The sequence below is a fragment of the Lysinibacillus sp. NPDC097279 genome, from assembly GCF_044761745.1.
Taxonomy (GTDB): Bacteria; Bacillota; Bacilli; order Bacillales_A; family Planococcaceae; genus Lysinibacillus.
Map to the genome: position 1 here is coordinate 936,747 of NZ_JBIWDA010000001.1, position 13,049 is coordinate 949,795.

Here is a 13,049-nt window from a genome sequence, read left to right on the forward strand (position 1 = left end):
TAAAGCTAGTGTGTTTTTTGATAACTAATGATGATTAATGTAAAAAAAGTGAAAAAAGCTACTTCAATAAAAAGTAGCCCAAAACAGGAGAGTTTTTGTGAAAGCTAAGTTTTTTAGAAGTAAGTATATTATTGACAATGCGTATACAAATGTATACAATCAATTTATATCAAAGTGTATACGTTTGTATACAAAAGGAGGATATAAAATGAGAAGAGAAGAATTTAAAGAATATAAAAGAGAAGGACACCATCGTGGCGAGCGTTATAGAGGAAAGGAGAGTTCATCGCATCATCGAGGACCGAAGACATTTCGTCGAGGTAGAGCTATAGCCTTTTTAGAGACACTGAATATAAAGCGTGCAACGATTAAACAACAACTAGAACAGCCTGAGTATCAATCAATTCAACCAATATTAATTGGAGAATTAAAAGCAATGGATACGGTCATTAATGAATTCATTCAATTATTTGAAATTCAAGAAAATGAAACAATGGAAATGGTAAGTGAAGAGGAAAATACGAGTACAGATAATAAAGAACCTATGCTGCAAGAGGAGGCAGGTGAAGATAGTAATGCAACAAATTAATCACTATATCGATACAACTTTTTATCATCAAGATCCATTATTGGAGGATGTGATGGCATCTATAGAAGAAAATGGCATGCCTTCAATCTCTGTTTCACCCTCCTCGGGTAAATTTCTAACAATGCTCGTCTCGATCTCTGGCGCCAAAAAAATATTAGAAATAGGTGCTCTTGGAGGATATAGCGGAATCTGTCTAGCTAGAGGATTTGGGAGTACAGGGAATTTAACTTCCCTTGAATTAGAGGAAACATATGCAAGGCTAGCTGCAAGTAACTTATCGAAAGCGGGATTTAGTCAGCAAGTATCATATATGACTGGACCAGCTTTACAAAGTCTTGCAACTTTAGCAGAACATAAAAAACGATTTGATTTTTTCTTTATTGATGCTGATAAAGATAATTATGAAAATTACTTAAACTATTGTATTTCACTTGCTGAAGAAGGAGCCTTAATCGTTACTGATAATGTCCTTGCTGGTGGCAGTGTAGCAGATCAGAATGCAAAAAGTAAACGTTACACAGATATTATGAAGAAATTTAATGCAACAGTGGCTAATCACCCTCAATTAGAATCTATTCTTATCCCAATTGGTGATGGCATCACAATTTCAAAAGTAAAATAAATGAAAGCCTCGAGAGTTTGCTCTCGAGGTCTTTTACATTTATTAAAACAAAAAAAGGCTGTAGCAATAAAAGCTACAGCTTAAAAGATGTTTAGGGAGATTTATGGCTTTAAATTTATTATGGCAAAGATGTAGTATTTTTATACTTCTGATGATAGTTATTATTTTAATTTAAAAAGCATTTTTTAAAGAAATCAACAAATAATAAAGTACTAAATATTTTTCTCTGGGAAGTGAATATTTTTGAAGAAGTTTCTGCTGGTAATCGTGCCTATTTGTATCTTGGCTGTATCTGTCTTTTTCGTGAGCGAAAGTTTCTCTGCCGATAAAGGGAGGAAATATTACGAAGAAGCAGGCCAAATATTGTGGGAAATTAAAACGAATGAAAAGATAATAGCGTTGACCTTTGATGATGGTCCTCATAAAAAGTACACATCAGAGATATTAGATGTATTAGCTAAATACAAAGCGAAATCAACATTTTTTGTCGTTGGAGAAAATGCAGAAAAAAACTCGGAAGTTGTGCAACGAATGTATGAAGAAGGACATGAATTAGCCATTCACACATATACACACCCATTACGAACGACAGTCCCAAATTTACTGAAGGAAATTAAACAAACACACGATACGATTTACGGTATTACTGGGTATACACCGACTTTATTCCGACCAGTTGAAGGACAATATACAGATGGAATGATTGAAGCTGTTGCAAAAGAGGGATATAAAGTAGTGATGTGGTCTTGGCATCAAGATACGATGGATTGGAAAAGCCCTGGCGTCAACAAAATTGTTCACACTGTATTAAAAGGAGCTAAAGAAGGAAATATCGTACTTTTTCATGATGGCGGAGGAAATCGAGCACAAACCGTTAAAGCTTTAGAAAAAATACTACCTGAACTTGAGAAGCAAGGATACAAATTTGTAACAGTTTCAGAACTACTTGAGGTACAAAAGGCAAATAAAAAATTAGATGAAAATAAATAATGATTTTAGTTTAGAAATGGTCACAACTAAAAATGATACCCTCGATTAGATGCGCAAAAGAAGTGTGCACTTTTCGAGGTTTTTCTGTTCAAGTATGTTGGTTATATATTATAGTAATTAATGGAATAATTAAAAATTTTAAAATATAGAGACGAGGGAAATGAATGAAGCAAGCTTTATTAGTGATTGATGCCCAACAAGAATTAATGGATGGTAATAATGAAGAACAAGAAGTATTTCAGAAAGATAGATTAATTGAAAATATTAATTACGTAATTCAACAAGCAATAACAGAGAATGCTTTAATTGTTTTTGTTCGAGATAAAGATGTTGCTAACGGACAAGGGCAAGGTTTCCAAGTTCATAATAAAATCAATATCCCAACAGATAACGCAATATTTATTGATAAACTGGCGACAAATGCTTTTTATCAAACAGACTTGCTGCAATATTTTAAAGATCAGAACGTGCATCATATAGTCATAATGGGCTGTAAAACAGAGCATTGTATCGATACTGCAGTGAGATCAGCAACAGTGCAATCGTTCGATGTTACACTAGTTGCAGACGGGCATTCAACAACAGATTCAAAGGCACTTTCTGCGGAACAAATTATTGCCCATCACAATGCAACACTACACGGTCATTATAATGTTGATAATTTTGCTGTTGTCAGAAACGCTCAAGATTGTGTATTTGAGCCTAACCACAATCAATATCGAACAGAAATATAGGTATTCGAAAATCAAAAAAAAGAAGAGCACAATTACGTGCTCTCCCATTACTAACGACGATGTTCTACAAGGTCTATTGCTCCTAACACAATATGAGCTAAACCAAATCCAAAGACTGTGTTTGCAATCATTTTGTTAGAACCACTTTTTTGCTTAAGTGCATAGCCAGCGGCCGTAACAGCAGAACCTAAAATAGTTGGGATTAAACCTTCTCGAATGTTATTCATCAACAATCCCTCCATCGTAGTTAATTGGCGTAATGACACCATTATTACTATTTACGAATATGCATGATGCTATACTTGTCTAATGTTGATATGTAATATCTCATCTTTAGACAGACATTATAAAAAGGGTCACTTGGGGGAAGTGACCCTTGGATTTAATAGGAGTTTAAAAATGGTAACACACATTCATTTCTTTGAATGTTAGTAATTAATAAAAGCAGTACCGACAATAATTAAAAGAATAAAGAGTACAACAATTAACGCGAATGCTGAGCCGTTGTTACCGCCGCCGTAGTAATTGTCACCGGAGTTACAACCACCGCCATAGTTACAGCCACCACCGTAACCACCGCCATAGCTATATCCACCATAAAAACTATTGTTCCAATTACCTACATTTCCGTAGTATCCCATGAAACATTCCTCCTTCCTTCAATTTATAATATGTTTATTGTAGAAATGCGGAGGGGTATTTATCCCAGTTTGGTTTTTGAAATGTTTTCGTTTTACAAAAAAATTAGAATTTGGCTACTTATAATACGTAGAAAACAGTAATGCCACGTTAAAAAAAGCTGTAGCGCACAAAGACGCTACAGCTCAATATTGGTTACCTTTTTGGTTTGTCAGTACGGTTATTATAACATACTTTTTTATTAAGGCATAGGATAGCTATTGATTATGGGTAATTGTAGCGCAGTATGAGTCATTGCGATTCGTTTTTATTTAAATTTCTTTACAGCTAATTGAAATTACAACGTTATAATGTAAGACCTCGATATAAATGCTAAGCCAATTCCAAACGCATTATATGGCTCATATCTTGGAATCCTTGTTTTTCGTATAATGCAATCGCCCCTATATTTCCCGATAAGACATTCAACTCCACGTAATCTAATTGACGATTTTTTGCCCATTTTTTTGCCTCAGAAAGCAATGCTGAACCGATACCCTGATTTTGATAGTGACTTCCCACAATAATATCGACAATAAAAGCGTATTGATGTTCAACGATACATGAATAGGAAGGAGTCGTAGTTTCTTGTATTAGCAAAAAGCCAACTGTTTGGTTATCGATGGCTGCTATTATAATATCTGAGTCTTTATGATTTATCGTATTCCGAATAAATGTCACATCTTGTTTAGCAGGTTTTATATACTTTGGTTGTAAGGTGGACATTTCTATAAATAGCTCTTGATATAAGCATTCAATTTCAGGAATTTCATTGACTGTAGCAATCTTTATTTTCATATTAAAACCTCCATTAGCTTTATTTTTTAACGTAATTTTTATTATACTAATTTTTTGTAATATTGTTTATATATTGTATTTTGCGTTAGGGTAAAAGTTTTAACTATAAAGAAAGAAAAAAATAGCTGGAGCCTAGAAGCGAAAGAGATAAATCTAGTGATTGTATATAAGAAAGATTACTAATAATAAAATATTGTTGTTTCTGTATTATTGTTAACGTTCATCGAATACGCAATTGAATATGCTAGAAACGAAGGCTGTTATAACGGAATCAAACGATGTAAGTACGGTTTGTGCCTTCAGCTATCACCTGTGTGGGTTTTATAAGAAGAGGAAGTAGGTGATATTCTGGAAACAAATACGCTTTGGTCATCATTGGTAGGTGGTATGACTGCATTAATTGCATATCTAATTGGCGGTGTAGATGAATTGGTAACATCTTTAACAATTTTAATGGCTATCGATTTGATATTAGGAGTAATGGTAGGTTGGATAATAAAAGATATCGATTCCCGTAAAACGTTTAAAGGGCTCTTGAAAAAAACAGCCATGATTTTAATGGTTATCGCAGCTGTACAATTGGACAATGCTACAGAAAGCGGAGATTTCATGCGAAATGCTATGATTTTGTTTTTAATAGGGATGGAAGGAATTAGCATAATCGAAAACTTAGGGAAGTTAGGTATTCGTGTTCCAAATTTTTTAGCTAATGCTTTTGCACAGTTAAAAAAGGATAACGATGATAAAAAGGATGATAAAAAGTAACTGTAAGGTAACGTTGCGAATCTACAATAATGTTAATCAAAAAATTATCCCACACAGGAAATAGCAATACACTTAATTAAACAAGACCAGAGCAAAAACAAATAGTCGCCACCTCTTGTCTGTTAAATAGTAATCATTAACAAGAGCTAAGGCATCAATATAGTGATTGGCAGGAATAAATATTGAAAAATGCATGATGGACAAGTAAATGACAAGCTAAATGGGCTTATTATTCAACAATATAGGGACTGCTAATCCCATTGAAAAAATAAAAAAAGAGTCACATCTAACTAGGTGTGACTTTTTATTATGCATTTAATGATTATGGGGGAAGAAATGTTGAATATGTAGAAAATGCTAAACTCCTTGATGAAGGCCTAATGATGGAAATCAACAACCGAACCCTAGTTTATAAGGAAGAGGTGTTATAAATGCAATTGACCGACGGCTCTTGGATTTTTGAAACAGAAGAAATAGATATAGCTGCAATGAGTTTAGAACGAACTGATTATGAAAAAGAGATGCTAAACGCATTTGCTCGTTATGCATATTTACGGTATAAGCAAATAAGAGATTATGTGAATCCACGAAAATGTAAATATATGTTGATTGATAAAGTGAGAGAACAATTAAAGTCACCTGCTAAATTACGCAGAGTTTGCAGTTTGGTAAATATGACAGAAGAGGAAGTACAATACATTGTTACATTTGTGAAAAAGCATTTGAAATATGTAAAGTAAATAAATTTAAGCCCTTAATAAAAGCTAAAGTGTTTAACTTATTCATGCATAAAAATTTCCAATGCCCAAAATAGGATATAGTCTAACATCTGAGTACAAGCGCTCTTAAGATAATCCGAAAAATATATTTATTCAATAAACTTTCTTCCAAACCAGTGGGCTATTAAAACAATAGGGAAAAATAAAAGTCCAAATGGTAAACAAATTATTATCATTTTCCATGTAACGATTTCCGCCATAAACAACGATCTATATAAAAGAATGCTGTAGGGGATGATAATAATTAGCGATGTAACAGTTCCAGGGGTAATAGAGCGAAATAAAATCGTTTGCCCAATGTGCGTATATGCATGGATAAAAAATACGGATGTAATAATGATGAAAAAATAAAGATTTATTGCTATGCCATTATAGAAATATATATTAGCGGATATTGTAGCGGCACTTATAATTAAAAAAATTAGGAGAACGGCCACTGCAAATTGAGCTGTAGTCATTGAAAATTGCTTCACTATTCGATTGGCTATTTTTGTTGGCAATCGTTTATATAGTTTGGTTTGATTGTTATGCAGCCATTTTTCAACCATAATAATCTCTTCAAAATCGTGGATAATAAACATAATAGGGAACAACCATATTAATGTTTGTATAGTTAGCAAAAATTCCATATTGCAACGCCACTTTCTATTAGTAAATTAAATAGGGTCACTGGACCAGAGTGACCCTAACCAACAAATCAGGAGGTGCAAAGCTAAATTCGCTTTACACTACTATTACTATGATGAAATAGTTATGATAGCTAGCTATTAGCCTGTAAACTAGAAAAAATAAAAGTTATTTACTTAAAAATAACCCCTTAGTATCTACTTTATAAATTTATGTATGTACGTAAGACTTATTATACCAACTAAGAGGTTATTGTTTAATATTTTTTGTTTAAAAGGAAGATCATGTAATGATAGAAATACAATTTATTTGTATTTATAATAACCTTCAATAATTCCCGATTGTTGCTCCTCTAAACCATCTAGTGTTTATGGCACCTAAATGAATATACGTATTTAATAGGAGAATAGTATAGTGAAGCATTCATATAATAAGTCAATGCTCATGTGATATTGTCGAACTTATTAATCAAATTTACCATTTATGATTGTCAGAAAATATCAATATAGCATATAATGAAAAAAAATATAAAATAAGAGGTGAACTTATGGGGAAACCAGTAGATTACAATCTATTTCCGGCCTATCAAAACACACTTGATGACAGACTGAATGAGCGAAAAGAAGAATATATAGAAGAATTAGAAAAAGCAAAAATCGGTGGTTACCTTCTAGACTTTGAAAAAATAACTGAAGAAATACCGCAATAAATAGAATGCATCTCACGTTAAAGTGAGATGCTTTTTTTAATTAAACTAACGTGGGAGAGCGCTGCTTAGTGAGTGGGATTCGATTTTGCTCTACAAAAAAAGTAATGTAAATATGCAGGTATTGTTATAGAATGGTAAAAATACTCTTTTCGAAAGTAGCGTGTAAAAATGTTTCCTATATTAAAGACCGATCGTCTAGTACTAAGAGAATTAACAGAAAAAGATGCGCAAGCAATATTAGATTGCTTTTCAAACCCAGATGTTTTACGCCATTATGGACAACAGCCATTAACGAGCTTACAACAAGTAAAACAGATCATCCAAAATTTCTCTAATAATTTTGAGAGCAAACGTGGCATTAAATGGGGTATTGAAATGCAAGGACAAGAAGGAATAATCGGTACTATTGGTTTTCAAGAGTGGTCCACTGAGCATAAAAAAGCTGACATTAGCTACGCGTTATTTCCCGAAAGTTGGGGGAAGGGCTTCGCAAAGGAAGCTGTAGAAAAAGTGATTTCCTATGGTTTCCAAGAGATGGATTTAATGCGTATTGGGGCCATTGTGTTTACTGAAAATAATGCATCCAACAAGCTATTAGAAAAATTAGGATTTGAAAAAGAAGGGGTTTTAAGAAACTTTATGCATCAAAATGATATGCCATATGATACGAATATTTATTCTTTAATCAAGTAAATACTATTATAAAACTCAATGTAACGACCAGCGAAGTGAATATAGCGAGCTGGTCTTTTGTTATTTTTTTATTAAGGTACTATCGAAAATCTGAAAATTTAGTTAACTACGTTGATTTTTTTATTATGATAGTATATAATGATCGCAAAAAAAATAAAAAAGGAGACGTAGTTTATGTGTAAGAAAAAGGTAAAAAATTTGTCCGCAGGGTTTGTTCTGGTCAGTGCCTTAACGTTTTCAGCAGTAGTTCCTGTTTCCGCTGCCACATTAGAAGCTACGTATAGCGGAAACTTTGTAACAGCTTGGGAACGGTATGCTACAGGATCGGATGGGTTATCTACCATAACGTATGGTTATAACACACGGTTTATTAATGAAGATTATGTTTGGGCAAACCATGCGTCGAATGAGCATTATGCGTCTTTATTTAATGGTGAATGGCATACAGGTTCAAGTCAACCTGCTTCAAGACTATCAAAAGTAGAAGTACGTCATAGAGATAGTGCTACTTATATATATCGTTGTAATTGGTAATCTAGTTAGACTACTAAAGCGAGTTAACACTAGGTTAACTCGCTTTTGCTTTCTAAAAGTATTCTAATCCTTAACAAGGTGATTGTGGTGAAAAAAGCAAAGTATATTCTTAGTTTACTACTTTTTAGTATAGGGTTCACTTTTATCGGAGAGACATATGTATGGCATTTAGTTAGCTTTGAAACGAAATATGATTACGTTACGATGTATAAAAATGGAGTAATGTCTATCCATATTGCTCAAGAAGAGATGTTAAAGGATATTACAACAGCAGCTAAGGAAGAAAATTTAGAGGTTTTTGTGGTGGATAGAAAAATTTCCACTATTTATTCTGAAAATATAAATTTATATGCGACAGAAGGAACCGCAAATTATTTAAAGGAAAGTTCTTCAGTACAGCCTGGTCATTATCAAAGCATCTTTTTAGGGGATATCCAATTTGAGGTTTTACCAATCACCACTATTCCAGATGTCAATAAGTTTGAAAAATATTATCTGATTGGGGATAAAGAAAACCAGATTCGTTTTAAGCAAAAACTGATTGATAAGTATGCAGGAAAGTTTCCACAGGAGGGATATAGTGCCTTTCATAGTGCCTTCAATATTAGCGTTACTTGGGTTATTATATTAGGTCTTTTACTTTTAATCACTTTCTACGAAGTGGCTCAAATGAGGAAAGAAGTAGCGTTAAGAGTTATTTCTGGAGAAAGATTGCAACATATTATTTTTCGAAATGTTACCGCAGATACACTGTTTTTTATTTGTACTTATTTAGTGCTATTACTATTATTTTTACAGTTTACTAATGCAAACTTTCATATTAGGATTTCCCTTTTAATGTTTGCAATTTTTGTTGTAGTGAATGGATGTATCTTTTTCACCCTTTTTTTAAGTGATTTTATAAAAGAGATGAAATCCAAAGATAGTGTCAAAAAAGTTTTGCAGTTAAGTTATGTATACAAAATTATTACTATTTGTATAACGGTGATGCTGGCTGCGGGATGTCTAACGGCAATTGATGAAGGGTTAACATTTTATAAACAAAAACCTTTTTTTGAAAATGCTAAAGATTATTCTTATGTAAATATAAATGTTGAAGACGGTGAAGTGACACAACAATTAAGATTTGATTTTTATAAAGAGCATCTTGCAATGAATAACACCCTTTCTTTAGTAGATTTACAAACTAAAGACCTAGGTTCTCCATTTGTTTTTGCTGATAGCGGTTCACTTGACTATTTACATGATAAAATAAGCGAATTTAATACTGCTTCACTTGAACAAAAAGTGTATTTTTTAGTTCCAGAAAAATATAATTCTAAAAGTGTTCAAACGGAAATGGTAAAAATATGGGAAACGTACTATCCCCATCCTTATGAATTTAATATGATTGCCTATAAAAAACAACTAGATATTATAGCAATAGATAAAGGTTTTAATATTAGTAGTAAGATAGTGAAGAATCCAATCATTCTATTCAACAATATGGACACTAATGCGCTTAACCCTTACTGGAATGTTTTTATATTTGGAACATCCATGTATAAAATTCAAGACTATGAGTGGGAACAATTTATCGAAAACAACCATTTAAGTATTTCTAAGGCAAATAATTTCAAGACAAATGTTTATGAGCATTATCTTCATCAATGGAATATTTATAAAAAAGGGATAGTTATAAGTTGCGTTTTACTCATTGTTTTATTAATTTTAGAAGCCATCATTATTAAGACCATTTTAAACTACGAATATAGTATCAATGCAGTTGAAATTGCATTGAAAAAAATAATGGGTTATGGCTTATTTGAAAGATATAAAAAATTATTTTTAACAACCATTATTTTTGGCGGTATTGCAGGAAAGGCAGCTTTTATAATTGGGCATTTCCTTGATTGGAGTTCGGGACTATACTTAATCACTGGTGGATTTTCAGTTGTGATATTAGAACTTTGCTTTGTTTTCTATTACATAAGAATAACAGAAAATAGAAGCATACAATCAATTCTTAAAGGTGGATCCGTTAAATGATCGAAATCAAGAACTTAAGTAAATCCTTTGGAAATCGAGAATTATTTAAAGATTTTAGTTTAACTATTCAAGAGGGAGAGTTTATAGTATTTTCAGGGCCGAGCGGATGTGGTAAAACAACACTTTTAAATATGATTGGTGCAATTGAACAAATAGATAGTGGCACAATTTTAGTAGACAGTATGGATATTAGTCAGAAAAAAAACCAGTTGAATTACTTTGGGAATAAGGTAGGATTTCTTTTTCAAAACTTCGCATTAATAGAAGATAAAACCGTAAGCTATAATTTGAAAATGATTAAACAAAAAAATCGTTCAAATATAAGTCTTGAGGAAGCGTTAAAGTCAGTAGGGCTATTAGATAAAATGTTTAATAAGGTTTATACGCTATCTGGTGGCGAGCAGCAAAGAATTGCACTAGCACGATTAATGATAAAAAAATGCGATATTATTTTGGCAGATGAACCGACAGGCTCATTAGATAAAGCGAATGCAGAGGTAGTAATGAGTATATTAAAAAATATGCATGCATTGGGAAAGACGATTATTTTAGTTACACACGATGAAGACATTAAAAAAAGAGGAGAGCGGATTGTTGAAATATGAGAAAAAAGAAAAAAATGATCATCATTTTAGCAACTATTTTTTCTATGTTTATTGTCTACAATCTATTTTGGTATGCCTGGATGAATGTAAAGTATTCTAACTATACGGGTGAATTAAATGAATTTATACCAAATCGTAGTTATGTATTATCGCAAAATGCTTACCTTTATAATGTGAAATTTCCAGATTATTTATCGTTAGTGGGCAATTTAGCTGTTTCTACTGAAGATAATAAATATGCATTAATCATTTGGCCATCATTTATAGGAGACAATAAATATGGTGTTCAAATTACAGATGAAAATAAGCAAACGTACTCTATGATAATTAATAGAGATTTAAGCGTTATTGATGAGGCTCATAAAGATCTAATTGAACAAAATAAAGAACAAATAGAAACATTGTTTATAAAGGCGAAAGACATGTGGGGGGAAATATAATTTATGCAAGTTTAGCGGATGGCTTTGTACTAGCAGAACCATATTACGTTAGCTCCCATACACGAAGTGCTTCCTAAAGGAGAAAACTCGCATTCATGTTTTCAAGCTGCGAGTTTTTTCAATTTGCTATTTTTGAGCATACTTCGCAAGGGAAAAAATATATTGTAACATTTCTTAAACCCATTTTAAAAAGATAAAGGGGAATCACTATGCAAATAGAAAAGCTCAAAATGATAATAAATGGTGACCTATCTTCATTTATAGTTTATTTGGAGAAATTAATTCAAACTAATAGATTTGATGATGGTGAGGTGTTGGGAATTGCAGTACTAGCTTTAAAGGATGGACCTGAGAGCTTATCAAATAGACAATGGATTTTATTACTAGAAAATGTTATTTTAAGTGATAAATACATTGATAAATGTGAGCGATGTGGCGAAGATATGCCGTGGTTAAATATGTATAATGCGATTTTTATTTATCAAGATTTTCTCTGTGATAATTGTCGTTACATGGTAAATAAAATAAATGTCTAATATAAGGACTTTACTGGCTTGGAGTCAATGAATAATCCAAGTAGCAATTAAGAGCACGATATGTGTTTCAATCGACCTAATACGAATACTACTTGGATAAATCAGATGAATGCCATTTTTTATACTACTTTTATACCTAATAATGAAGCAAACCCAACTGCTTGTTGTGAGGATACTTCACACCCTTTCAAACTTTCCAATGTAACATTCAACCTTTCAAAACTACATGTACTAATATCAATACCTTTTAAGGATGTTTGAGAAAAATCAACATCGTTAAGATCACATTGATTAAATACGACCTTATTAAATTTGCATTCAAAATAATTGGCTCCTTGTAGTGTAGAATGATTAAACATGACCTGTTTTAAACGAGTGTCTGTAAAGTCACATAAATTTGCAATACAGTCTTCAAATGATACATTTCCTAAGTTAGCTTCCGCTAAATTCAAACCTAATAATTTACAGTTTTTGAATTTGACTCTGTGAATTAGTCCTTCACTAAAGCTGGCATTCGATAAATCGCAATTTTCAAAAATTACATCGGTTAAATCAATTTTTGTAAAAGTTACATCTATAAATCTTACATTTTTAAAGAGTACTTTTGATAGGACTAGCCTTTCAATACACTCATTATTAATAACCGTGTTAGAGATTACACAATCTGATAAAAACGGATCTTCTTCATAAAAAATATCTTGAAAATTTGCATTTTCTAAAGATAAAGGTAATTTAGGTGATTCGATTTTAAATACTTTTGCCACGAGGAGCACACCTTTCAAATGGAAGTCTTCATAAGAATAATAAAAAATACATGAATATATAAGACTTTATTTTTTAGTAATAGTGTGGACAAGAAAAACTTTCATACTGTATTAGTCCACGAATTACAAATAGGGAGGCTTTCAATTGGTTATTACGC

Annotated in this window: 18 protein-coding genes; 13 read left to right on the top strand and 5 right to left on the bottom strand. The window is 32.1% G+C overall.

Features of this window, described 5'->3' with window-relative positions; all coding sequences use genetic code 11:
• Positions 1–208: 208 nt before the first annotated feature.
• The 4 genes from ACIQ1H_RS04560 (at position 209) to ACIQ1H_RS04575 (ending at position 2,935) form a co-directional block, all read left to right on the top strand.
• A complete protein-coding gene (locus tag ACIQ1H_RS04560; RefSeq protein ID WP_402886843.1) occupies positions 209–589 on the top strand; it encodes a hypothetical protein in 381 nt (126 codons plus the stop codon).
• Complete coding sequence (locus ACIQ1H_RS04565; RefSeq protein ID WP_402886845.1) at positions 576–1,211, top strand: O-methyltransferase; 636 nt, start codon at positions 576–578, stop codon at positions 1,209–1,211. The genes ACIQ1H_RS04560 and ACIQ1H_RS04565 overlap by 14 nt, the downstream gene beginning before the upstream one ends.
• Before the next feature lie 243 nt (positions 1,212–1,454).
• The gene (locus tag ACIQ1H_RS04570) at positions 1,455–2,201 is read left to right on the top strand and encodes a polysaccharide deacetylase family protein (RefSeq protein ID WP_402886847.1); all 747 of its coding nucleotides are present in this window, start codon (positions 1,455–1,457) and stop codon (positions 2,199–2,201) included.
• 164 nt (positions 2,202–2,365) lie between these two features.
• The gene (locus ACIQ1H_RS04575) at positions 2,366–2,935 is read left to right on the top strand and encodes a cysteine hydrolase family protein (RefSeq protein ID WP_402886849.1); all 570 of its coding nucleotides are present in this window, start codon (positions 2,366–2,368) and stop codon (positions 2,933–2,935) included.
• 50 nt (positions 2,936–2,985) lie between these two features.
• Here ACIQ1H_RS04575 and ACIQ1H_RS04580 read toward each other — a convergent pair whose 3' ends face one another.
• From ACIQ1H_RS04580 to ACIQ1H_RS04590, 3 genes are all read right to left on the bottom strand, one after another.
• Entirely contained in the window at positions 2,986–3,162 is a 177-nt protein-coding gene (locus tag ACIQ1H_RS04580) for an asparagine synthase (RefSeq protein ID WP_172771828.1), read from the bottom strand.
• Between the two features lie 201 nt (positions 3,163–3,363).
• Positions 3,364–3,576, bottom strand: coding sequence for a YjcZ family sporulation protein (locus ACIQ1H_RS04585; protein ID WP_172771827.1), 213 nt, complete (start codon positions 3,574–3,576; stop codon positions 3,364–3,366).
• Positions 3,577–3,946: 370 nt separating this feature from the next.
• Positions 3,947–4,411: a GNAT family N-acetyltransferase gene (locus ACIQ1H_RS04590; protein WP_402886851.1), complete on the bottom strand. Its 465-nt coding sequence runs from the start codon at positions 4,409–4,411 to the stop codon at positions 3,947–3,949.
• Between the two features lie 387 nt (positions 4,412–4,798).
• Between ACIQ1H_RS04590 and ACIQ1H_RS04595 the strand changes: the two genes are divergently transcribed.
• Together ACIQ1H_RS04595 and ACIQ1H_RS04600 are read left to right on the top strand one after the other, a co-directional pair.
• Entirely contained in the window at positions 4,799–5,176 is a 378-nt protein-coding gene (locus ACIQ1H_RS04595) for a phage holin family protein (protein ID WP_172771826.1), read from the top strand.
• Between the two features lie 431 nt (positions 5,177–5,607).
• Complete coding sequence (locus tag ACIQ1H_RS04600) at positions 5,608–5,916, top strand: hypothetical protein (RefSeq protein WP_172771825.1); 309 nt, start codon at positions 5,608–5,610, stop codon at positions 5,914–5,916.
• A gap of 128 nt (positions 5,917–6,044) precedes the next feature.
• Here the strand turns inward: ACIQ1H_RS04600 and ACIQ1H_RS04605 are convergent, their stop codons facing one another.
• The gene (locus ACIQ1H_RS04605) at positions 6,045–6,584 is read right to left on the bottom strand and encodes an HXXEE domain-containing protein (protein ID WP_402886854.1); all 540 of its coding nucleotides are present in this window, start codon (positions 6,582–6,584) and stop codon (positions 6,045–6,047) included.
• Between the two features lie 545 nt (positions 6,585–7,129).
• Between ACIQ1H_RS04605 and ACIQ1H_RS04610 the strand changes: the two genes are divergently transcribed.
• The 7 genes from ACIQ1H_RS04610 (at position 7,130) to ACIQ1H_RS04640 (ending at position 12,127) form a co-directional block, all read left to right on the top strand.
• Entirely contained in the window at positions 7,130–7,291 is a 162-nt protein-coding gene (locus tag ACIQ1H_RS04610) for a hypothetical protein (protein ID WP_172771823.1), read from the top strand.
• Positions 7,292–7,459: 168 nt separating this feature from the next.
• Complete coding sequence (locus ACIQ1H_RS04615) at positions 7,460–7,984, top strand: GNAT family N-acetyltransferase (protein ID WP_402886856.1); 525 nt, start codon at positions 7,460–7,462, stop codon at positions 7,982–7,984.
• 174 nt (positions 7,985–8,158) lie between these two features.
• Entirely contained in the window at positions 8,159–8,518 is a 360-nt protein-coding gene (locus tag ACIQ1H_RS04620) for a mediterrocin family bacteriocin (RefSeq protein WP_402886858.1), read from the top strand.
• Positions 8,519–8,605: 87 nt separating this feature from the next.
• Positions 8,606–10,546, top strand: a complete 1,941-nt coding sequence (locus ACIQ1H_RS04625; protein ID WP_402886860.1) for a hypothetical protein — start codon at positions 8,606–8,608, stop codon at positions 10,544–10,546.
• Positions 10,543–11,151 carry an ABC transporter ATP-binding protein gene (locus ACIQ1H_RS04630; protein ID WP_402886861.1) on the top strand — a complete coding sequence of 203 codons (609 nt, stop codon included), beginning with the start codon at positions 10,543–10,545 and terminating at the stop codon, positions 11,149–11,151. The genes ACIQ1H_RS04625 and ACIQ1H_RS04630 overlap by 4 nt, the downstream gene beginning before the upstream one ends.
• Positions 11,148–11,591, top strand: a complete 444-nt coding sequence (locus ACIQ1H_RS04635) for a hypothetical protein (protein WP_402886862.1) — start codon at positions 11,148–11,150, stop codon at positions 11,589–11,591. Before ACIQ1H_RS04630 ends, ACIQ1H_RS04635 begins: the two co-directional genes overlap by 4 nt.
• 209 nt (positions 11,592–11,800) lie before the next feature.
• Positions 11,801–12,127 carry a hypothetical protein gene (locus ACIQ1H_RS04640; protein WP_402886863.1) on the top strand — a complete coding sequence of 109 codons (327 nt, stop codon included), beginning with the start codon at positions 11,801–11,803 and terminating at the stop codon, positions 12,125–12,127.
• A 119-nt stretch (positions 12,128–12,246) separates the two neighbouring features.
• On the opposite strand, the gene ACIQ1H_RS04645 is transcribed toward ACIQ1H_RS04640, so the two are convergent.
• Positions 12,247–12,891, bottom strand: a complete 645-nt coding sequence (locus ACIQ1H_RS04645) for a pentapeptide repeat-containing protein (protein WP_402886864.1) — start codon at positions 12,889–12,891, stop codon at positions 12,247–12,249.
• Positions 12,892–13,049 lie beyond the last annotated feature (158 nt).

Excerpts from the sequence above, each read along its gene's own strand:
- ACIQ1H_RS04560 (WP_402886843.1), top strand. The coding sequence starts at position 209 with ATGAGAAGAGAAGAATTTAAAGAATATAAAAGAGAAGGACACCATCGT.
- ACIQ1H_RS04565 (WP_402886845.1), top strand. The coding sequence starts at position 576 with ATGCAACAAATTAATCACTATATCGATACAACTTTTTATCATCAAGAT.
- ACIQ1H_RS04575 (WP_402886849.1), top strand. The coding sequence starts at position 2,366 with ATGAAGCAAGCTTTATTAGTGATTGATGCCCAACAAGAATTAATGGAT.
- ACIQ1H_RS04580 (WP_172771828.1), bottom strand. The coding sequence starts at position 3,162 with ATGAATAACATTCGAGAAGGTTTAATCCCAACTATTTTAGGTTCTGCT.
- ACIQ1H_RS04585 (WP_172771827.1), bottom strand. The coding sequence starts at position 3,576 with ATGGGATACTACGGAAATGTAGGTAATTGGAACAATAGTTTTTATGGT.
- ACIQ1H_RS04590 (WP_402886851.1), bottom strand. The coding sequence starts at position 4,411 with ATGAAAATAAAGATTGCTACAGTCAATGAAATTCCTGAAATTGAATGC.
- ACIQ1H_RS04595 (WP_172771826.1), top strand. The coding sequence starts at position 4,799 with ATGACTGCATTAATTGCATATCTAATTGGCGGTGTAGATGAATTGGTA.
- ACIQ1H_RS04600 (WP_172771825.1), top strand. The coding sequence starts at position 5,608 with ATGCAATTGACCGACGGCTCTTGGATTTTTGAAACAGAAGAAATAGAT.
- ACIQ1H_RS04605 (WP_402886854.1), bottom strand. The coding sequence starts at position 6,584 with ATGGAATTTTTGCTAACTATACAAACATTAATATGGTTGTTCCCTATT.
- ACIQ1H_RS04610 (WP_172771823.1), top strand. The coding sequence starts at position 7,130 with ATGGGGAAACCAGTAGATTACAATCTATTTCCGGCCTATCAAAACACA.
- ACIQ1H_RS04615 (WP_402886856.1), top strand. The coding sequence starts at position 7,460 with ATGTTTCCTATATTAAAGACCGATCGTCTAGTACTAAGAGAATTAACA.
- ACIQ1H_RS04620 (WP_402886858.1), top strand. The coding sequence starts at position 8,159 with ATGTGTAAGAAAAAGGTAAAAAATTTGTCCGCAGGGTTTGTTCTGGTC.
- ACIQ1H_RS04630 (WP_402886861.1), top strand. The coding sequence starts at position 10,543 with ATGATCGAAATCAAGAACTTAAGTAAATCCTTTGGAAATCGAGAATTA.
- ACIQ1H_RS04635 (WP_402886862.1), top strand. The coding sequence starts at position 11,148 with ATGAGAAAAAAGAAAAAAATGATCATCATTTTAGCAACTATTTTTTCT.
- ACIQ1H_RS04640 (WP_402886863.1), top strand. The coding sequence starts at position 11,801 with ATGCAAATAGAAAAGCTCAAAATGATAATAAATGGTGACCTATCTTCA.